The following is a 22127-nucleotide window of genomic DNA, read 5'->3' as shown; positions in this document are numbered from 1 at the left end:
GCCTATAATTAAAAATTGGGTATTGATGGTAAAGCCAATTTATGTTGATTCTTCTCCTCTAAAGTGTCTACTATCTCCTTAACTTTAGAACTAGCCTCACCAGTTAAGATATAATTATCAACCTCTTCATAACTGATCCCTAATTCACCTTCATCAGTCTGGTCTGCCCACAATCCTGCTGATGGTGCTTTAGTAATGATTTTCTCTGGAACACCCAAAACCTTAGCTACCTCTCTAACTTCACTTTTAACCAAATTACCTAATGGTGCTAAATCTATTCCCCCATCACCAAACTTAGTGAAGTAGCCTAATTTCAGCTCACTTCTATTATCTGTTCCTACAACTAAGTAATTATTTAAACTAGAATAATAATATAAAGCAGTCATTCTCAATCTGGGCTTAATATTAGCACGACTTAATTTCTGTTTATCAACTACATCAACCACATCTAACATTGAATTGAAGACAGAACCCAAGTCTATTACCTTATAATCTATTCCAAACTTATCAGCTAATAGCTTAGCATCTTGCTCATCTTTAGGGTTGCTTTCACAAGGCATAATCAATCCTAAAGTGTTATCAGGAAAGGCTTTTTTACATAAGGTTGCTGTCACCGAAGAATCAATTCCTCCACTTAAACCAACAACTACCCCTTTACAGCCAGCTTCCTTTACTTTTTGCTGAATCCATCCTACTAGTTTCTCTGTAATCAACTTATAGTCCTTATTCAACATTTTAGCACTTCCTTTTTTAACTATTTTCCCCACTTATTTTTATAGCCTAGAGAATCCTTCTGCTTGCTTAGATACTCTTAAACTACCTACTCACTTATAGCAATCGAGGATTCTCTAAGCATAAAGAGTGAGATTATATATAATTAGTCAATAATTAAAAGCTATTAATATACTCTTAAATATTGATCTAATTCCCATTGATGAACTTGAGTTCTATAAATATCCCATTCAATAGTTTTAGCATCTAAGAAGTGATCTAAGACATGCTCACCTAATGCACTTTGAACAATTTCATCATCTAGAAGATAACCCAAAGCATCTTTTAAACTACTAGGTAAGCTCTCAATACCTAACTCTTTCTTCTTGCTAGCACTCATTGTATAGATATTATCTAGAACCTCTGCTGGTGCTTCAATCTTATTCTTAATTCCATCTAGACCAGCCTTTAACATTACAGCAAAAGCCAAATATGGATTACAAGATGGATCAGGATTTCTCATCTCTAATCTAGTTCCTGCCCCACGTGCTGCTGGAATTCTAATTAAAGCACTTCGATTAGAGCTAGACCAAGCTAAATAAACTGGTGCTTCATATCCAGGTACCAAACGTTTGTAAGAATTGACCGTTGGATTAGTAATAGCCGCAATTGCTTTAGCATGTTTTAATAATCCACCGATATAATATTTGGCAATTTGACTTAAGCCTAATTTATCATCTTCATCATAAAAAGCATTCTTTCCATCTTTGAATAATGACTGGTGTACATGCATTCCAGAACCATTTTCCCCAAAGATTGGTTTAGGCATAAATGTCGCATGTAAGTCATGAGTTTCAGCAATAGCTTTAACTACAAATTTAAAGGTAGCTACATTGTCAGCAGTAGTTAAAGCATGATCATATTTAAAGTCAATCTCATGCTGTCCAGGTGCCACCTCGTGGTGAGAAGCTTCCATCTCAAAGCCCATCTCTTCTAAAGCCAAGACAATATCCCTTCTTGGATCTTGACCTGCATCCATTGGTGCTAAATCAAAATATCCACCTTGATCATTAGTAATAGTAGTAGCATCACCCTTCTCATCTTTTTGGAATAAGAAGAATTCTGGTTCTGGTCCAACAAACATTTCATAACCCATCTCTTTAGCTTCATCTAAGACCTTCTTTAATACCTGACGTGGGTCACCTGTAAAAGGAGTACCATCTGGCTTATAGACATCACAGATCAATCTTGCTACTGCACCATCCTTTGGTCTCCACGGAAATAATGTAAAGGTATCATAATCAGGCTTCAAATACATATCTGACTCATTTATTCTAGTAAATCCATCAATTGAAGAACCATCAAACATAATCTTCCCATCTAATGCATCCTCTAACTGATTGACTGTAATTGCAACATTTTTAATAATTCCTAAAATATCAGTAAACTGTAATCTAACAAACTTTACATTTAATTCTTCTGCTTTCTTTAATACATCTTCTTTTGTTAACTTAGACATTCTTATCTTCCTCCTCTTAAATTAAATCTTCTTTTGATCCAGAAAACCAAGTTATGATACTCTCAGAAACTAAACTGGCTCCATCTATCTCTTTAACCCCATCTATTTTAATGCACTTGCCAACCATTACAACATTATTATCCTTAACAACAACATCTGACTTATAACTCCCATGTTCACTGGTTACATTAACATTTTTCATTACAAAACACATTAAAATCACCTCACTTATTTTATTAAAAATCTCTTTTCAAGACCATTTTTGTGTTAGGTATATGTTAGTTATATGTCAAGTATAAAGGTTTTGTGCCAAAGTGTCAAGGTTTTTTTGAAAAAAATTAACACAAACCTGACATTAGAGGATAAAAATAAAAGTGAATATAACTTAAATACTTATAACCACAATTCCCAAACCTGTTAAGACTTTTTTTGATCCTCCAGGACTTTCTTTATCCCTATAGCATTCAAACCCTTATTCAATAACTTTTTAATCTGGACAAGCCTTTCAATATCTTTCTGGCAATACAACCTCTGATTCCCTTTTGTCCTAACAGGTTTAAGTAAATCAGCTTTCTCATAATAACGAATTTGTCTGGCCGTCAAGCCAGTCATATCTGCAACCACTCCGATTGTATAAGCAGGAGTATCTGCACCTACATCAAGCATCATCTCCCTCACCTCAGTGTATGTGATTTTGCCCAACCAAAACTCTCCACCAAAGACACTTCAATCACTCTAAAAAATAGTCTGATGTAAAGTAAATGTCAATTATATGTTAATTATATTGCTTGGGACTTAATAAGTCAAGTCTTTTTATCTTTTTTCTTATTAATTAACATGTAGTTAACAAAAACAGATCATTTGGACTTGATGCAAATCTCTAATATTCACCAAATCAACCAGTAACACCTTCGACTTTATTACAATAAGACCTCATTCTCCTTAACACCTTATTAGCTTCTTCTTCACTAAGAGAAATACCTAATTCTTTATATTTATGAAGAATAGAACTAACCCCTGAGAATTTACCAACCACAAACTTTCTCTCTCTTCCTAAATCTCCTGGAGATAAGAACTCATAAGTCGAAGGATCTTTTAGCAGACCATCCACATGTATGCCAGACTCATGAGAGAAGACCCCTTCACCTACAACAGGCTTATCAACCGAGACCCTTCTTCCCGATGAATCTTCTACAAGTTTAGATAATTCTTTTAACCCCTTAACTTTAAAGTCACTCTCACAACCTTCAATACATTTCAAGGACATAACGATTTCTTCCAAAGCCGTATTCCCCGCCCGCTCCCCCAAGCCATTAACGGTACAACTTATATACTTAGCACCAGCTTTAAAAGCACTCAGGGCATTGGCTGTAGCCATCCCAAAATCATTATGTCCATGAAAATCAATATCCAAATCAATCGCACTTCTTATCTTACGAATGTTATCGTAAGTGGTGATAGGATCTAACGAACCAATAGTATCGGCATAACGAACTCTACTAGCACCTTCTCTTTGAGCTAACTTATAGAGCTTTATCAAAAAATCAAGATCAGCCCTTGAAGCATCTTCTGCTCCAACCGATACCTTGCATCCTTTTTCAACAGCATAGTTAATGACTTTAGACAACTCACTCAATAACCAACCCCTACCTTTTTTCAATTTGTGTTTGAGTTGAATGTCAGAAGCCGGCGCCGAAACATGAAGGTTTTTAAGTCCACAATCAAGTGATTGATCTATATCCTCAATCTTCATTCTATTCCACGCCAATATTTCAGCATCAAGCCCCAAGGACATAACCTCCCGGAGAATCCCCTTCTCTTCTTTACCCATTGCCGGAATACCAGCTTCTATAATATCAACCCCCAATTCATCTAGCTTAGAAGCTATTGATAGTTTCTGATCTCTAGAAAAAGAGACCCCTGCAGATTGTTCACCATCTCGTAAAGTTGTATCTAAAATATAGAAACCCGCCATTATATTCACCCCCTTCTTTTCCGCCATAATAATCATAATTATTTTTATGTTAACTATATGTTAATTATACTTTAAATCAGGATTATTGTCAACGTCCCAACTTCTTTTTTGGTAGTATTTTGAATATTTTTTACATATAGTTAACATTCAAGTGTAAGCCGTGCTCCTGTCGCCTTTTTCTACCTTTAAATTTGAAAGGATATATAATAATTTGTGATTTCATCCATAACCTTTCTTAAGTTATTATCCTGTATAAACTTCCAGCCAAGCCACTTATATTTCTTATCTTTAAAGCTCCCCAATTCGACAGTTGGATTCGATACAGGAAATGCGGCATTTGTAAAGACTCTTCCCACCTCTTGTCCTGCAATATACCCAGCCAAATCTTTAACATCCTTACTTATATCTCTTTTAACCAACATCGAAATAGCATTGACCAAAGCTCCATCCTCTGGCCAAACCAACTCTATATTCTTTCTAGCACTTATATTTCTAGCGAAAAAATAGGGCATTACATAAATTGCTGGGTCTTGATGATTGGCACTTGTTGCCTTCTTGACCATCTCTGCTGGATGCAAACCTTCTTTGACATTCTCTGAAAGCAACTTTATCCCCTCAAAACCATATTCTTTATAAAAATTTAAGAGGACTGTTTCACAGACAAATTCATCCCTTCCTCTGATAGAGATATTTTTGTAATACTCTTTGGACAATAAATCACCAAAGCTCTTAGGAATCCCAGCCCCCTTTAGCCTATCTTTATTAACAACTATCACCAATAAATTTAGAGTAAACATCGTATAATTTCTATCCACATCTGGATACCCTATATTTTGAAAATCTTCAGCTTCACCATATTCAATTGGATTTCTAAAATAACCCTTACTAATAAATCGGTTATGAAATTCATCATAAAAGAAGTTATTAAGCCCTGGTGATATCACAATATCAGGTATCTCATCTATATCTTCAAAAGCGTCTATTTGCTCATAAAATGCAAGGTGATTATTAGCATTTGCCACTATATTACAGTTAAGCTTTACTCCTTCTTGCTTCTTTTTCTCCACATAACCTGTTATCAACCTTTCAAAGGGTACCTTTAAAGGGCATGGCATTAAAGCCAATAGATTGCAATTACTAAAATTTTCCATAAAAAACCTCACTCCCATCCTATACAATCAATTATCTCTCCATTTCTCAATTTATTGCGCATCATCAACAACTTCTTATCCAAATCTTCAAGCACTGTTAAGTTCTTTCTCTCAGCTACTGTAGATTCAATAATTTTATCAATACCTCCATTTTTAATAACCAATCTCTTATCCCCCATCAAAGCTAGAATTGGATCATGGGTTGCCATCAAAATTATCTTCTCCCTTTTTACAAGCAAATTCAGAGCACTCTTTCTATCTATTCCTGCATTCTCAATCTCATCAATCAATACAATTGGTGATTTACTCAGGTAGGCTGTATCAGCAATCATCAATGCTCTAGATTGTCCCCCACTTAAAGAGGTAATTGGTGTATCCTCCAAGAACTCTTCACCTGCTAACTTATTGGCTTGACCAATGATAGCATCAATTATCTCTTTAGAATTTTCAACCTTACGACTACTAGCATGGATTTCTACAAACTCTTTGACAGTTACATCCATCACAAAGTTCATATTTTGAGATAATTGGGCAACCAGCTTTGAATCTATATCAAAGCGTTTCTCTATATCAGGCACCTGACCATTAATCAGAATTCTCCTTCCTGTTGGTGTGTCCTTTTGGGCCATCCATTCAATATCACCTAATAATTGACTCTTTCCAGATCCAGTAGGTCCCACAATCGATACAACCTCACCAGCATAAATAGTTAAATCTAAATTTTCTAAATTACCATCCTTATCATGACCACCAATTATTGTTATATTAAACATCTCTTCACCTCCCCATTTCACCACCAACCCCAGTTACTAGATATTTATACTCTTAATATTACCTATCTGATAATCCTTACCAACTGTCATCTCTCCTAAGCAGTAGGAGCATAGCGCAGCTGGCATAGTAAAACGTAATTTACTCTCCTTTAAATCCTCTCTTTCCCCTTCTCTAATAAATAAATCTGCTAAATGCAAGGTCCCTTGACCAGTAATTCCATTGATAAATAAGATTTTAGCCTTAGAATTAACCTCCTTAACCCGGTAAGCAAAAATCTCTCTTTCTGCCTGAGAGACTATATCTCCTTTAGTTATCACCACTATATCAGCATATCTTAGCATAGGCCCTATCTTTTTAGGAGTATGAATCCCCATCAGATTATCTATAATACAGACAGCCAAGGAATTCTTTAGGTAAGGAGAACATCTATTGCATAAGCCTGCACTTTCACTGATCAAAATATCTAAATCATTCTTCAATCCCCATTCAAAGCATTCCTCAATATTACTAACGAAAAAATGGTCTGGACAAAGCCCTCCAGAAATACCCACTTGTACAGGTATCTTCTTTCTCTTATATAAGGTATCATCATTTGTTGATAAGCAATCAAACTTTATCACCCCAACCTTGACATCCTTCTGACTTAAATGATCAATCGTCTTGATAATTACAGAAGTCTTTCCAGTTGATGGTGGTCCAGATACAGTAATTAACTTCATCTTATCACCCCAAGTTATAGATTTATAGCAAGCTGATACAATTGAGAGATAGTGGGACACTTTTAGGAATCTGGAATCAGTAGTCAGGAATCAGTTATAAAAACACTGGTTCCAGATTCCTGATTCCTGACACGAAATTGTCGTAATATCCCAATTAACTGTTACTACCTATATTAAACTCCAAATCAAAACTATTAATTTATTAATCAAAAATCAAAAGTGCTCGCAAAGTTATTTAAATTCTATTTTAAATCGAAAACACTTAAGTTTCCTCTATGCTTTCAATCAGATAAACTCATCTCCAAATAGAATATAACCTTTACAAACACCTATATATTATTACTCTTTTAGTTTCAATTCTAAAACAAGTAATGGTATCAAAAATATCAAAATCAATACTACTGCCAAAGAGATAGATTGACCTAAATCCCTTTGGGAAAGAGTATAAATTGCTGTAGATAATGTCTGAGTTTTACCTGATAGATTTCCAGCAAACATCATAGTTGCCCCAAACTCTCCTGCTGCACGCAAACAAGCCATAATCAGCCCTGTCATAAAAGCCCTCATACTCAATGGCAAATAGATTAAAAATAATAATTCCTTCTCCCCTGCTCCAAAAACCATAGCCGCCTCTTTAATATCCTGATTAATTGCTTCAAAGCCACTTCTCAATGCTTGAGTAAAGAGTGGTAACATTACAAATACTTGCACTATAATCAATGCTATAAAACTAAAAGGAATATCAAAACCAAAAATCCTAATTACATTTGCAAAGGCACCCCTTCTTCCAAAAGCCATTAACAGAGCTAACCCTGCAACAGTAGGAGGCATCACCAAAGGTAGATTTAAAATCATATTAATCATCCTATAAACCTTTCCATGCTTTTGAGCCATGACATAGGCAAAGGGAACCCCAATGACAATAGTCATAATTGCAGAACAGAAGATAGAACTTATCGTTATCTTAATTGCTTTTAAGGTGTTTAAATCCTTAACAACAGCAATCACATCTCCTATTGAAGACTTTAAAAATAAAGATGAGATAATCAAAGTAATAAAAAGAACATTAAATATCATAATTCCCCAGATCAAAATTTTAGTTAAATCTACCTTCTTACTAGCTTTTAATTGAAATAATTCTCCCCTCTCCTTACACCCCTGTACCTCTTGATAGATTAAATCATTGGCCATATTACCCCCCACTTTCTTTTATCCATATATAACAATTGCTTCCTTAGCTCCCTCTTTATACTCCTTAGCCCCTTGATACCCTGCAATTATAACTATAACTAAGATTAGAGCAATAATTAAGATCTTTTTCATTATGAACATCCCCTTACCCTAAACCTTTGTCTTAGAATAAAATTTTTAACCATAACGCTATATAGAGAAAAAGCGACACTTTCGTGTCAAGTGTGAGCTATGAGTGTGAATGTGTGTAAAATCTCTTTTTATTGGGGCTTATTCACACTCACACACCCACTCACGCTAATTTTAAAAGTGTCCAAATATAAAACAACTAAGACAGCTATCTAAAAATAACAAAATTATCTTATTAAAAATAAATAGCTATTTATTTTTAATAAGATAATTCTATTATAGCTTCTCTACCAATGACAAAAGAATCTATAGCTATCTGTTAGTTTAAAAATTTCTCTTCCCATTAGAGAAAGGAAGATGATATTTTTTAGGTAGATAAAATTTTTAGAGATATAATCGAAGGATTATATCTCTAACCTCTCTACTACCTTACCATTTTCTAAATGGCTTTCAACTATCTCCTCTACATCATCAGGAGTAACACTACCATACCAAACACCTTCAGGATAAACTATCACTATTGGTCCTTTATCACAGATTCCCAAACAGCCTGTATTAGTTACCATGACATCACCTGTTAAACCGTAATCTTCAATCTCCATCATAAAGTTTTGGATAATCTCTACAGAATCTTTGTTAACACAATAACCTCTCTGTTGACCATTAATTCTTGAGCTTGAACAGACAAAGACATGATACTTAGGTTTATTCATATTAATCTCCACCTTTTATATAGTTTTGATATCAGTAGTCAGCTTGGGAATCAAACTTAAAAACAGTTTAATCTATTTATTATAGATTACTCCTCAACTATTAACCCTCACTAGTTACTGACCATAAACACTTAACTAATTTGCCTTAAATTCAACTTTTCTACTGCATGTTCAATTCCATCCTCAATTGCATCATATAACTCCAAAGACTTAATTCCTCTTTCTAACAACCTCTTTTTAGGCTCATAGCCTATTCTCATCGATAAGACAGCTTCACAATCAGCTAATAAATCAATTATATTGCTCATCTTATCATCTTTATCATCACACTCTTTACCAGTACAATATTTATCTATACTCCTCTTATCAACTAATGCTATTCCCTGTTCAGTATACTTATATACTAGAAAGTCTTCTACATGCCCAAAATGCTGATCAATCAACCTGCCTGTCTTTGAGGCTACTGCAAACAAGAGATCTGAAGCTTCAAGGTTATTTGACCTCTTCTGCTCTTCCTCTTTATTCTCAGATACAGAACCCCTAAATTCAATAGATATATCTTGAGATAATTGACCAATAGCATCAGCTCTACACTGCTTACAATGATACATCTGTTTTAAATTAATTGAACACTTGTCCCTTAATTCATTCAATTCTTTATTACTAACCAATGGCATATCTTCAAATTCGCTACCTTCTGCTGGGATAAGAGGCATGATATTGGTCATAAAAGCTCCACATTCCTTTACCTTATCAACAACCTCCGGGATATGGTCTTCATTCAAACCTTTAATCATTACTATATTAACTTTACACAAGACCCCTTTACTAGATAGATAACTCAATCCTTGCAATTGATTATCAAGTAAAACCCGAGCTCCTTCTTCTCCAACTAGCATCTTATCATTATAATAGACCCATTTATAAATCGATGCCCCTATCTTAGGATCGATAGTATTGATAGTAATAGTAACATGCCTAATACCTAATTGAACTATCTCTTCAGCATATTTGGGCAGCATCAACCCATTTGTAGATAGACAGATAGTCATCTCAGGGTCTTCTTCTTTAATCAATTTAATAGCCTCTTTAGTCTCTTCAAAATTCGCCAAGGCATCACCAGGACCTGCAATCCCAATCACCTTTAAGTTAGGTAACTTCTCTTTAACTGCTAAGTACTTCTTATAAGCCCCTTGAGGTGTTAATACTTCACTAGTCACTCCTGGTCTACTCTCATTTAAACAGTCATATTTTCTATTACAATAGTTACAGCTTATATTACATTTAGGTGCAACAGGGATATGCATTCTTGCATATTCATGAGCACATTCGCTGTAACATGGATGTTTTGAAGTCTTTAATACAGTATCTAATGTAGTCTCTTCTGGGAAATTCATATCCAAATCAACTGAACAAGCACCCATCTTATACCCCCCCTTTTGTTATCTTGGTTAATATTTTAAACTCTTAAAACCCAACCTAGCCACTAAAATGCTTCTGATACATTCTTTCACGATAATCACTGTACTTTTGTTCTAATAGTGTATTAGTAATTTCATCTAAAAAGTTAACAGAGCCATCATAACCTATACTTACTTTTCTTTGCCCACCTACTCTATCATGAATTGGAAAACCTACTCTGACTAAAGGTATCCCATCCCTTTCAGTAATAAATTTACCATCAGAATGTCCAATTAAAATATTAACATCCAATTTATTGACATGATCTCTGATAGTATCAAAATCTGTATCATCTATAATTACAGTGTCTTCAACAGCTAAAGCAAAGTCTTTTTTCAATAACTCTTCTAATTTAGATGTCTTAGCTCCTGTAGCCAACAAAGCAGGTACAATCCCATTCTCCAAGCATAAAGTAGCAATAGAATATACCAGTTCTGGTTGACCAAAGATAGCAGCCCTTCCTTGAGCATTATATTTATGAGAATCAACCATAGCATCTAACATTCTTCCTCTAGCCTCGATAAATTTAGTCTCTGGCTTATCTCCAGTAATTTCAGATAAAACATTAATAAATTTATCAACATTGGCCAAACCAATAGGTAGAGGAATTCTATATAAAGGCACTCCAAATTTATCTTCTAAAAACTCTCCAGCAGAGGTTTTTTGATCTAATAAAGCTCCTAGTTCAATTGTCGCTTTAGCTCCACCCATACTTTTAATCTCTTCGATTGTAGTCCCGCCATCAGGTAACTTTTGATAGTTAGTAGAATAAGGGGCATCTAAAGTCTGAGAAATATCAGGTAATAAATTATAGCTAATTGAAAAAGACTCTAAGATCTCCTTAATCCTTCTAATTTCAGCAGGAGTCAAATTTCCAGCAATAATATTGACTTTATCATTACTTCCTGCTTCAGCAAGGCTTTCTACCATCTTTTTTAAAGATAGATAGTATCCCTCAAACTCTGTCCCTCCATAACCAGGTGTTGGAACTGGAATAAAAGTAACATCACTTGCCAACTCTTCTTCTGCTCTAAACTCATTGATTAATCTATCAATATCTTCACCAATCGTCTCAGCTAAGCAGGTAGTAACAACCCCAACCACCTTAGGATGATAGAGCTTAATTGTATTTCTTAAACCTCTCTTCAAATTATTCTCTCCACCATAAACAGTCCCTTGTTCAGTTAAAGAAGAAGAAGCAATATCAACTGGCTCATTATAGTGGGTAGCCATATGGCGCCTCATATAAGTACTACAACCTTGAGAACCATGCATCATCAAAATTGATTTTTCAAGCCCCTTAAAAGCAATTGCTGCCCCCATAGGCATACACATCTTACAAGGATTTACATTTAAATTTACAAAATTACGAGCCATATCTATTCACCTCCACTTTCTTTAGCAATAATCTTCCAAACTGGACTATTTAAAGTAGAATCAAGCTCTTTAGCAAAATTAACTGCTCCTACAAAACCAGTTAAAGGATGCTTTCTGGCATGGTTATGGTCACAAAAAGCTACTCCTAGCTTATAAGCTAATGGCCTTTCTTTCACTCCACCAACCAAGACATCTGCGCCCCTTTCCTTCATAAACTTTTCAAGTTCAGTAGGATTGGCATCATCTAAGATAATAGTGCCTTCATCAGTTAAATCTCTAATTTGAGCATACTCTTCTTTTTTCCCATTTTGAGTACCTACCATCACAGGCTTTATTCCTAAACTATTAAACTGTTTAATTAATGAGATTGCCTTAAATCCACCACCGACATAGATAGCTGCACTATAACCTTCTAATCTCTTCTTATAAAAGTCTAGTTGATCTTTCACCTTAGCATATTCTTCCTTAATCAATTCTTCTACATTAGCAATTATTTGTTGCTCACCTAATAGCTGAGCAATCTTTCTTAAAGAAGCAATAGTATCATCTATCCCCACAAAGCTAATCTTGATAAAGGGAATACCATACCTCTTCTCCATCTTTTTAGCCAATAAAGTCATAGACCCAGCACATTGAACAATATTCAACTCTGCCTGTGGAGCTCTCATTATCTCTTCACAGCTAGAATCTCCAGTGAACTTAGCATTGACCTCAATCCCAACTCTATTTAAATATCCTTGAAGAATCCATAGCTCCCCAGCCAAATTATAGTCACCTAAGATATTAATCCCCTTCTTTTTAAGAGGTGTAACATTAGTATCCATCAATTCCAAAATAGCATTACCAGCTGCTTTATATCCAGTAGATTTATTACCAGCAAAACCTGGAGCCTGTACTGGAATCACTCTAATATCATACTTTTTCTCAGCAGTTCTACAAACTGCAGCTAAATCATCACCAATTACACCTACTACACAGGTCGAATAAACAAAAACAACCTTTGGATCATACTCTTCTACTATTTCATCAATAGCAGCCATCAACTTCTTCTCTCCACCAAAGACAATGTCTTTTTCCCTTAAATCAGTAGAGAAACTATTTCTAAAGACCTCAGCACCACTGGTCAAACTACCTCTAATATCCCAAGTATAACTAGCACAGCCTATTGGTCCATGGACCAAATGATATGCATCGGTAATTGGGTTTAAGACAACCCTAGCTCCAGAGTAAACACAAGCTCTTTGACTTACTGCTCCTGCTACACTATTTTGATCACATTTTAGATCTTTTTGTTCCTGTTTTGAATTGCAAAGAATAGAATCTCTTCTTTCTTCTAACGTTCCTAGTTCCACACTTCTACTCACTTGACTCACCACCTTATAATATTGTATAATAATGATGGCATATTTATAGAGAGCAGGTAGTAATTAAACTTAATGATTTGATTGGTATTATTTATAAGCAGTATGGCGAATGTACCAGATTCACCATACCACTTATAATAATTACATTACTAATTCCAAATCCTCTTCAGTTGCATCTCTATCTGCTCTATCTAATAAAGCACCACTAATCTTCTCAATCAATCTCATAGCACCTTTGTATCCCACAATCGGGAAGTAACTATGAACACTTCTATCTAAAATTGGGAAACCTGCTCTAACTAATGGAATATCCTCTTCTTTAGCAATATACTTTCCATAGCTATTGCCAATCAATAAATCTACTGAATCATTTTTGATCCATTGATGCAATTCTAATAAATCCCCTGGTCCTTTGACCTTTGCACCTTCTACACCAGCATCTTCTAAGATAGCATCAATTGCTTGCTTAAACTCTTTTCCTGGAGTACCAGTTACAATATACTTAGGTGTCATACCCAGACTTACCACAAATTCTGTCATAGCAATGACTATATCAGGATCTCCAAAGATAGCAGTTGTTTTGCCATGGAAGTGGAAATGAGTATCTGTCATGATATCAACTAACTGACCTCTTTCTTCCTCCAAAGCATAAGGTACCTCTTCTCCAGTAATCTTAACTAACTGCATAATGAACTCATCAGTTGCTTTAACTCCAATTGGAGTCTTTAAAACGTAAGGTTTAACATCACATTTACGTTCTAATTCAAAGGCACCTGCTTCAGATGCAAAGCTTCCTAAGGCTATTGTAGCTTTAGCATTTCCAGACTCTTTTATCTCTTCAATAGTAGTTCCACCCTTTGGATACATCTCATACTTTCCTGTCATTGGAGAATCTACTACCCCACTAGTATCTGGCAACATAGTGAATGGAATACCCATCAGTTTTGTAATTCTTTTTATCTCTCTCATATCACCAGGATCTACAAAGCCTGGGATTAGGTTGATTTTATCATTACTAGCCTCTTCATCATGTTGAGCAAGTTGTTTAATCATCGCTTGCACCATATTAGAATAACCAGTAATATGGGAACCAACATAACTTGGTGTACTAGCATGGATAACAGTCTTACCTTCTGGAATATCCATAGATGCAATCATAGAACCTACATCATCACCTATTGTTTCAGATAGACAAGTTGTATTAATCGCCACAACATCTGGCTCATATAATTTCCATATATTCTTCATTGCAGTATTTAAATTTGATCTTCCTCCAAATACTGAAGCTCCTTCTGTAAATGAACTTGTAGTAGCTACAATTGGATCTCTAAAATGTCTAGTCAAGTGCATTCTATGAAAAGAACAACATCCTTGAGAACCATGACTATGAGGAAGACATTTATTTATGCCTAAAGCCGCATACATCGCCCCAATTGGCTGACATGTTTTTGCCGGATTTACTACCAACGCTTTTCTCTCAGTAATCTTTTTTGGTGTTAATGACATTAGCTTGCACCTCCTAATTGCGCTTCTATCTCTGGGTCATTCTTCCATGGTGCTGTGATATAATTCCAAGTAGGTGTATTAATACCAGATGAAATATCTCTAGCAAAGTTAACAGCACCTTTAAATCCAGCATAAGGTCCACTATAATCATAACTGTGTAGCTGTTTTGAAAAGATACCCATCTTCTGAGCTACATACTTATCTTTAATACCAGAACCAAAGACAGCTGGTTTTAAAGCATTAAGTAAAGTTTCAGTTTCATAGTGATTTAAGTCATCTATGATAATCTTTCCATCTTCCATCTCTTTAACCATACCTTTATAATCACCTAAAGGCATCTCCTCTTGAAGCTTTTCATACCTTTCCTTAGATAAACGTAATTTATAACGTTTGTCATCCTTAGTTACTGTTATCTCAGGAATATTTCTATCATCAGCAGTCATCTCGATATCTGGAATGATCTCTCTTCCTTCATAATCATCTCGATGTCCAAACTCATATCCTGCTACTACAGTCTCAATTCCAATCTCTTTAAATAGATTTTGATAATGATGAGCTCTTGAACCACCTACGAATAGGCAAGCAGTATTTCCATCACATAACTCTTTATACTTAGCCAATATATCTTTAATTTCTCCTAATTCTTCTTCAATTACCTCTTCAGTTCTTTGAATTAACTCTTCATCACCAAAGTATTTAGCCATATTTCTAAGAGTATCTATCGTACCCTGTACACCAATGAAGTTGATCTTCAACCACGGAATACCATACTTCTCTTCAAACATTTCGGCAATATAGTTGATTGAACGGTGGCATTGAACCAAGTTCAAATCAGCTACATGAGACTCTTTGATCTCTTCTAAAGTACCATCACCTGTCATTACAGAGATAATCTCATAGCCTATCTTATCTAAGATTCTAGCAATTTCAAATCCATCTCCACCGATATTATACTCACCTAATAGATTGACAGGATATTTTCTCTTAGGTGTTCTCTCTTTAGTTCCTACTACATTTGACATTAACTCATTATTAGCAATATGGTGACCTGCAGATTGACTTACACCTTTATAACCTTCACAACTGAAAGCCAATACAGGAATACCATACTCCTCCTCAGCCTCTTTAGCTACTGCATTAATATCATCACCAATTAATCCTACTGGACAAGTAGCACTAATACTGATCGCTTCAGGCTCAAAAATCTCTACAGCCTCTTTAATTGCTTGCTTTAACTTCTTCTCCCCACCAAATACGATGTCAGGGTCTTGCATATCAGTAGAGAAACAGTAACTGATAAAGTTCTTTTCACCATCTTTTGCTTTACCTTTATGACGCCTTGTTCCCCAAGTATAATAAGAACATCCTATCGGACCATGGGTAATATGAACTACATCCTTTAATGGTCCTATAACTACCCCTTTACAACCGGCATAAGCACAACCTCTATTTGTCATAATACCAGGAATAGTTCTGGTATTAGCCATAATATGTTGTTCGTCTTGCTTTGAATCTTTTAACATTATATGCTCTTTCCTGTTCTTCATAGATTTACCAGGATAAGCACTTAGCAAATTATCTAGTAAATTAACATTGTCTATCATATCGGTTCACCTCCAAGATTTAACTTTATATAGCCTCTTCTCCCATCTCTTCTGTTCTTACTCTTACAGCTCCACTTACTGGAATAATAAATATCTTACCATCACCTGCATTACCACTTTTATTAACACTAATAATAGTATTAACGACCTTTTCTACCTCATCATCGCTAACTATTAAGGTAATTAACCTTTTTGGAACTAAACGATGCCCTTCAGATACTGCTTCAGCTACCTCTGGAGATTCTATCTCTGCTCCAGATAATAATGCATTGATTAATTCATAATCGACCTTCTTCTTACCTCTACCATAAACTTTACGGCAAGTCATTGAATCAAAACCTTCTGCCGAAAGAGCTTTTTTGGTCTTATTAATCATGTTCATTCGAACAATAGCCATAACTTCCTTCATCACAAGACCTCCTTTTATAAGCCTTTTTTACCATTACTAATTGTGTAAGCCTCTTCAACTTCACTTACAAATATCTTTCCATCTCCAAAATTACCTTCTCCTGTTTTAGCAACTCTAATGATGATTTTAACTAAATCATCTACATCCTCATCTTTTACTACCATTAATAACATCTCTTTAGGTAACTCATCATAGTGAATATCACCTACTTTAACACCTCTTTGCTTACCTCTACCTGCTACATCAATCTTTGTAACCGCTGGAAATCCAGCATCACTTACTTCTGCTAATATTTCATTAACCTTCTCAGGTCTTACAATTGATCTTACCATCTTCATAATCTTTATACCCCCTTAGTTTAATGATTAATAGCAGTATAGCCAGTTAATACCATCTAATATTTTACCTATATCTTTACATCTCTAATATTTTATCAATCAACAACCAATATTAACTGACTTTTGCTAGTAACCGATTCATATATTTAAAACTATTAAATTATAACTCTAAAATTCCATGCTCCATCATAAGTGTTTCTAATTCTTCTTGTTCCATTGGAGTTGGAATTACAAATAGTTCATTATCATCGATTGCTTGTGCCAAACTTCTATATTCATTCGCTTGATCAGCTTCTGGATCATAAGCAATAACTACCTTTCTATTAATCTCTGCTCTTTGAACAATGTTATCTCTTGGTACAAAGTGAATTAATTGACTTCCTAACTCTTTAGCAAAGGCTTCTAATAATTCAAGCTCACCATCTACCTTACGACTGTTACAAATAATTCCACCAAGTCTTACTCCACCTGATTCGGCATACTTCTTAATACCTTTACAGATATTATTAGCTGCATACATTGCCATTAACTCTCCACTTGCTACAATATAAATCTCTTGAGCTTTTCCTTCACGAATCGGCATCGCAAATCCACCACAAACAACGTCTCCTAATACATCATAAAATACATAATCTAACTCATCTGTATACGCCCCTAAACTTTCTAACATATTGATAGAAGTAATAATTCCACGCCCTGCACATCCAACTCCAGGCTCTGGTCCACCTGATTCTACACATCGAATATTACTAAAATCAGTACCTCTTCTCATGATATCATCTAGCTCAATATCTTGACCTTCCTCTCTTAAAGTATCCAATACAGTCTTTTGATCCATTCCTCCTAACAACATTCTTGTTGAATCAGCCTTAGGGTCACAACCAACTACCATAAGCTCTTTACCCATCTCTGCCAATGCTGATGTTAAGTTCTGAGTTGTAGTTGACTTACCAATACCACCTTTTCCATAAATCGCTACCTGTCTCACAAAAATTCCTCCCCTTCTTATTTTCTTATATTTATTTAAAGACAAGTTAACCTGTCTTCAAATCAAAAATAAACTAACATAAGTCCCATAAACAAGCAACATTACATGTCAACCATTCACCATACTTAACATCGGAAGCTATCCTTTTTGAGTTTTTATGTCAAGTATGTGTTAATTATAGCCCTGTTTGCCTTTCGTGTCAAGAATAAAATAGATTTTTTTAGAAAAAATTACATATATATCACAATAACATGACAATTATCTAACATAAATGTATCAATCAGATGTGAAATTTGCTATATCGATAACATAAATACATCATTCAAAACATTAAAAATCCAATACAATAGCAAAAGCTCACTTACATATGTTAAATATATCTCAAGTCCAACACCAAAAATCATTATTTCTTACACTTTGATGTTAGTTATGTGTTAATTATAGCTTTGTTTTCATCCAGTGTCAAGAAAAAAATAGATTTTTTTACCAAACTTAACATAAACATAACGAATATATAACCAATAGGTGACATTATAGTGTTAAGTTTTGGGAGGGTTGACATCAATTATCATCACAAGAATACTAGAACTGTTAAACAGACCTAACCTAAGCCACTTCAATAATTAACAAAATAGAGAAGGTCTCTGCTTTTACAGAGACCTTCCACAAAACTATTTATTTTTGAGTTTATTATCTCTAAACACTAAACCCATTAATAGATCTTTCTAATCTTTCAGCTAAGGATAATAATTCTTGAGAAGACAACTTCATCTCTTGAGACATAACAGCAATATTATTAGCTCCTTCTTTAACCTCCTCACCTGAAATAACCAGCTCCTGAGAATTATCAGAAGACAGCTGTATGTTAGCTGTGGCATTAATAATACAACGTTCTATATCCCTAAAAGCACTCCCAGCATTTTCAATTACCTCCCTGCCTAGCAAAGCCTTCTGTTCAACATCAGTCACAGCCTCTAAACTCTTTCTAGAAGTAGCTTGAGTTTCATTTATTAAACTCCTAATCTTTTCAGTGGCTTGACTGGTATTATGAGATAAAACCCTTATCTCTTCTGCAACAACCGCAAAACCACGCCCTTTTTCACCAGCACGAGCCGCCTCTATTGCTGCATTTAAAGCTAGTAGATTTGTTTGAGAAGCAATATCATTAATCATCTGTACAATGTTCTCTATCTCATTAGAATTTCCCACTAATTGGTTGATAGCCTCAACACCTACCTTTACAGAGCCATTAATCTCTTCCATCTTCATAATAGCATCTTCTAAACTCTCACTACCAATTTCAGTTTTAGAGGCAGCTTCTTGAGAGAGAGCACTAGCCTCTTGACTCTCAGCTGAAATATGGTCGATACCAATTATCATCTTGTCAATATTGCCAGCAGCATTTTCTGCTATAAAATTACTCTTTTCAACAGCCGAAGATAATTCCCCACTACAAGAAGTTAACGTATTAATCATTTTAGCCAAATCACTAATCAAACCTTTAACCTTTCTATTCGTCCTATTAAAGACATTCAAAAGCTTGTCTTCACTATCGTTCAAACCATCTAAAGATAATTGGGTACTAAAATCACCTTTAGCCATCTTATTTAACCCTAATAAAACCTGCTCAATAACCTTAGCACTCAAAGAACCAAAATCAGGGTAGGAACTAGAACCATGTTCGGAAATATCTAACCCTTTTATCTCTTCTTCATTAGAAACCCTCAAACCAACAAGCAAATCAATTGATTTAAAGAGCATATAAGATAGAGAAAATGTCCAAAAAGCTACTACTATTACACCTTTTAATTGAATCAGAAACAATTCAATTCCCCCACCATATAGCAATCCACCTTCTGTTGCAAATACCCCAACCATCAACGTCCCAAAAATACCACATACACCATGTACTGAAACAGCACCCACTGGATCATCAACATGGAAGCTTTCTATAATATCCATAGCAAAAACCACAACTATCCCCGCCATAGCACCTATCGCCACAGCTCCAAAATCATTGACATTAGCTGTCCCAGCTGTAATACCTACCAAACCTGCTAAAGCACCATTTAAAGTCATACCAACATCAGCCTTGCCAGATTTAAACCAACTAGTAATCAAAGCCAGAGTAGCCCCAGCTGCAGCAGCCAGATTAGTGGTCATAGCTATATTAGCAATATTCAAATCTGTTCCCGCAAGAGTACTCCCTGAATTAAAACCAAACCAACCAAACCATAATATAAACACACCAAGTGCAGCCATTAGCAGATTATGCCCTGGAATCTTATTAGCAGAGCCATCTTTATTATATTTCCCAATCCTTGGTCCCAAAACTATCGCCCCAGCCAAAGCAGCCCAGCCTCCTACAGAGTGAACAACAGTAGAACCAGCAAAATCAATCACATCACCTAAGAAACCACCACCCCAGATCCAATACCCTACCACAGGATAAATAAAACCACTGATTACCAAGCTACATATCAAATATGCATTAAATTTGGTTCTACCTGCTATAGCTCCAGAAACAATAGTAGCTGCAGTTCCAGCAAAAACAACTTGAAATAACCAGAAAGCAGGTAATGGAATGTCCAATCCCAAGTGACTAAAATCCCCCTTCAAAAAGAAACCATTAAAAGATATAAACCTATTCCCTACACCAAACATAATACTAAAACCTAAAACCCAATAAATCAAAGAACCTACAGAAAAGTCCATTAGATTCTTCATAATAATATTTCCTGCATTTTTAGCCTGAGTAAAGCCAGCTTCCACCATTGCAAAACCAGCCTGCATAAAGAAGACTAAAAAAGCAGATAAAAGAGTCCACATAGTATCAATAGCAATCTCTTCTCCACCCCTTGCCAGCCCCTCTGCCCAAACTGCATTCGATGTTATAAGTAAGATTAACAATAATAAGATAAAAGGAAAAAGCTACGGGTTTTAACCCGTAGTGTAACATGTCATTATCACCACAGGTTGAAACCTGTGGCTAGTAAATTTACCATTATAAAAAGTGTCGCAATATCTCTATATAGCTACATATTTAAATTTGATTCTTAGATTAGGTAACTATATTAAAAGGCATACAAGCGATTTCAGATGTTTTCATTAACATTTTTTGCCACAATGAATATGATATACTAACCAAGTTAAATCCATAGAACTTGGTTGACCATACCCATTATCTTATCCAAATATCACCTCTGACGGATGTTCAGCTACTTTAATATTAGCTGGAGAGAAAAGAGCTCGAAATTTGGGGCTCTTTTTTCATTATAATAATAAATTATACTGGTTAACTTATATAGCTTATCTTTTAATGGAAATATTGTAATAGTTTAAATTTAAGTAAAGATTAAAACAATATTTTATGATTTACTTAAGCTAAAACTTAATTTCAGACTAAGTCTCAAATCTTATCTAATCACAAAAAATGGTTTAATGAATATTATATACCAAATGGGGAAAAGGAGGTGTAGTATAATGAGTAAATGTGGATATGGATATGAGTTTATTATCTTCTTAGTTCTTATCTTGCTAATATTAGGTACAGACTGTTAAAAATCAGCTCCAAAAATAAAATGCCAAATTAAAAATAACTTTACCTAAAAAAATCGATAGCATTGTCACAAAAAATGGATAAATGAATATTATGTACCAATAGAAGAGGAGGTGACAGTATAATGGGTGATTATTGTGGTGGAAATGAAGTTTTTGTTATCTTCTTAATTCTTATCTTATTACTTTTAGCTTCTTAAATTCTATTAATAAATATCTCAGGATTAGAGTCTTCTAGTTAGAAAGGAGTGGTAAAGATGGGTGATTACTGCGGAGATAATGAGTTCTATTTCTAATCCTTATCTTATTAGTGCTAAGTACTATGGGATACTGCTAATTTCAAATCATAGATAGATCTAAAAAAGGAGGTGTATAATATGGGATGCTATGGAGGCGTTGATGGAGGAAATAATGAAGCTTTTGTTCTATTCTTAATCCTTATCTTATTGGTTTTATCTACTATGGGATACTGCTAAGTCATTAAACCCTATAATAACAAGAAGAGAATCTTCAGTTGAAGATTCTCTTCTTGTTATTATAGATAAACAACTCTAGAATGAAACAATAGAAAGATAGTGTAACACTTTTTGGAATCTGGAATTAGTAGTCAGGAATCAGTTATAAACACTGGTTCCAGATT

At 34.8% G+C, this 22127-nt stretch carries 18 protein-coding genes and 2 pseudogenes; all 20 read right to left on the bottom strand.

The features are described 5' to 3' along the window. Positions 1 to 8: 8 nt before the first annotated feature. Positions 9 to 734 (bottom strand): NAD+ synthase, encoded by a 726-nt coding sequence (locus ACTCDL_RS02505; protein ID WP_463173760.1) that lies wholly within the window; start codon positions 732 to 734, stop codon positions 9 to 11. Positions 735 to 898: 164 nt separating this feature from the next. Beyond that, a complete protein-coding gene (gene glnA, locus ACTCDL_RS02500) occupies positions 899 to 2230 on the bottom strand; it encodes a type I glutamate--ammonia ligase (protein ID WP_463173759.1) in 1332 nt (443 codons plus the stop codon). 16 nt (positions 2231 to 2246) lie between these two features. Next, a complete protein-coding gene (locus tag ACTCDL_RS02495; RefSeq protein WP_463173758.1) occupies positions 2247 to 2432 on the bottom strand; it encodes a hypothetical protein in 186 nt (61 codons plus the stop codon). Positions 2433 to 2647: 215 nt separating this feature from the next. Further along, positions 2648 to 2899, bottom strand: a complete 252-nt coding sequence (locus ACTCDL_RS02490; protein WP_463173773.1) for a MerR family transcriptional regulator — start codon at positions 2897 to 2899, stop codon at positions 2648 to 2650. 226 nt (positions 2900 to 3125) lie between these two features. Then, positions 3126 to 4205 carry a homocitrate synthase gene (gene nifV, locus ACTCDL_RS02485; RefSeq protein ID WP_463173757.1) on the bottom strand — a complete coding sequence of 360 codons (1080 nt, stop codon included), beginning with the start codon at positions 4203 to 4205 and terminating at the stop codon, positions 3126 to 3128. 185 nt (positions 4206 to 4390) lie between these two features. Then, positions 4391 to 5356, bottom strand: a complete 966-nt coding sequence (locus tag ACTCDL_RS02480; protein WP_463173755.1) for an ABC transporter substrate-binding protein — start codon at positions 5354 to 5356, stop codon at positions 4391 to 4393. Between the two features lie 8 nt (positions 5357 to 5364). Next, a pseudogene (locus ACTCDL_RS02475) lies at positions 5365 to 6123 on the bottom strand (ATP-binding cassette domain-containing protein); the annotation flags it as partial. Between the two features lie 42 nt (positions 6124 to 6165). Beyond that, positions 6166 to 6849 (bottom strand): GTP-binding protein, encoded by a 684-nt coding sequence (locus tag ACTCDL_RS02470; protein ID WP_463173754.1) that lies wholly within the window; start codon positions 6847 to 6849, stop codon positions 6166 to 6168. Between the two features lie 339 nt (positions 6850 to 7188). Then, positions 7189 to 8040: a molybdate ABC transporter permease subunit gene (locus tag ACTCDL_RS02465; RefSeq protein ID WP_463173752.1), complete on the bottom strand. Its 852-nt coding sequence runs from the start codon at positions 8038 to 8040 to the stop codon at positions 7189 to 7191. A gap of 533 nt (positions 8041 to 8573) precedes the next feature. Further along, positions 8574 to 8882, bottom strand: a complete 309-nt coding sequence (locus ACTCDL_RS02460; protein WP_463169393.1) for a 2Fe-2S ferredoxin — start codon at positions 8880 to 8882, stop codon at positions 8574 to 8576. A gap of 131 nt (positions 8883 to 9013) precedes the next feature. Beyond that, positions 9014 to 10306, bottom strand: coding sequence for a nitrogenase cofactor biosynthesis protein NifB (gene nifB, locus ACTCDL_RS02455; protein ID WP_463173751.1), 1293 nt, complete (start codon positions 10304 to 10306; stop codon positions 9014 to 9016). A gap of 55 nt (positions 10307 to 10361) precedes the next feature. Then, positions 10362 to 11720, bottom strand: coding sequence for a nitrogenase component 1 (locus ACTCDL_RS02450; RefSeq protein WP_463173750.1), 1359 nt, complete (start codon positions 11718 to 11720; stop codon positions 10362 to 10364). Positions 11721 to 11722: 2 nt separating this feature from the next. Next, positions 11723 to 13084: a nitrogenase iron-molybdenum cofactor biosynthesis protein NifE gene (gene nifE, locus ACTCDL_RS02445; protein ID WP_463173749.1), complete on the bottom strand. Its 1362-nt coding sequence runs from the start codon at positions 13082 to 13084 to the stop codon at positions 11723 to 11725. A gap of 141 nt (positions 13085 to 13225) precedes the next feature. Continuing rightward, positions 13226 to 14590: a nitrogenase molybdenum-iron protein subunit beta gene (gene nifK / locus ACTCDL_RS02440; protein WP_463173747.1), complete on the bottom strand. Its 1365-nt coding sequence runs from the start codon at positions 14588 to 14590 to the stop codon at positions 13226 to 13228. Beyond that, complete coding sequence (gene nifD / locus ACTCDL_RS02435; protein ID WP_463173746.1) at positions 14590 to 16194, bottom strand: nitrogenase molybdenum-iron protein alpha chain; 1605 nt, start codon at positions 16192 to 16194, stop codon at positions 14590 to 14592. Before nifD ends, nifK begins: the two co-directional genes overlap by 1 nt. Before the next feature lie 25 nt (positions 16195 to 16219). Beyond that, positions 16220 to 16603, bottom strand: coding sequence for a P-II family nitrogen regulator (locus ACTCDL_RS02430; RefSeq protein WP_463173745.1), 384 nt, complete (start codon positions 16601 to 16603; stop codon positions 16220 to 16222). A 14-nt stretch (positions 16604 to 16617) separates the two neighbouring features. Next, the gene (locus ACTCDL_RS02425) at positions 16618 to 16941 is read right to left on the bottom strand and encodes a P-II family nitrogen regulator (protein WP_463173743.1); all 324 of its coding nucleotides are present in this window, start codon (positions 16939 to 16941) and stop codon (positions 16618 to 16620) included. Positions 16942 to 17101: 160 nt separating this feature from the next. After that, on the bottom strand, positions 17102 to 17929 hold the full coding sequence (gene nifH / locus ACTCDL_RS02420; RefSeq protein WP_463173742.1) for a nitrogenase iron protein: 828 nt from the start codon (positions 17927 to 17929) through the stop codon (positions 17102 to 17104). A gap of 696 nt (positions 17930 to 18625) precedes the next feature. Then, entirely contained in the window at positions 18626 to 19309 is a 684-nt protein-coding gene (locus tag ACTCDL_RS02415; RefSeq protein ID WP_463173772.1) for a methyl-accepting chemotaxis protein, read from the bottom strand. Between the two features lie 273 nt (positions 19310 to 19582). Beyond that, positions 19583 to 20758, bottom strand: a pseudogene (locus ACTCDL_RS02410) (ammonium transporter); the annotation flags it as partial. Positions 20759 to 22127 lie beyond the last annotated feature (1369 nt).

The organism is Orenia sp. (assembly GCF_055140805.1).
The sequence above is the reverse complement of the archived record's forward strand: the minus strand, read 5'-3'. Positions and strand labels throughout refer to the sequence as shown.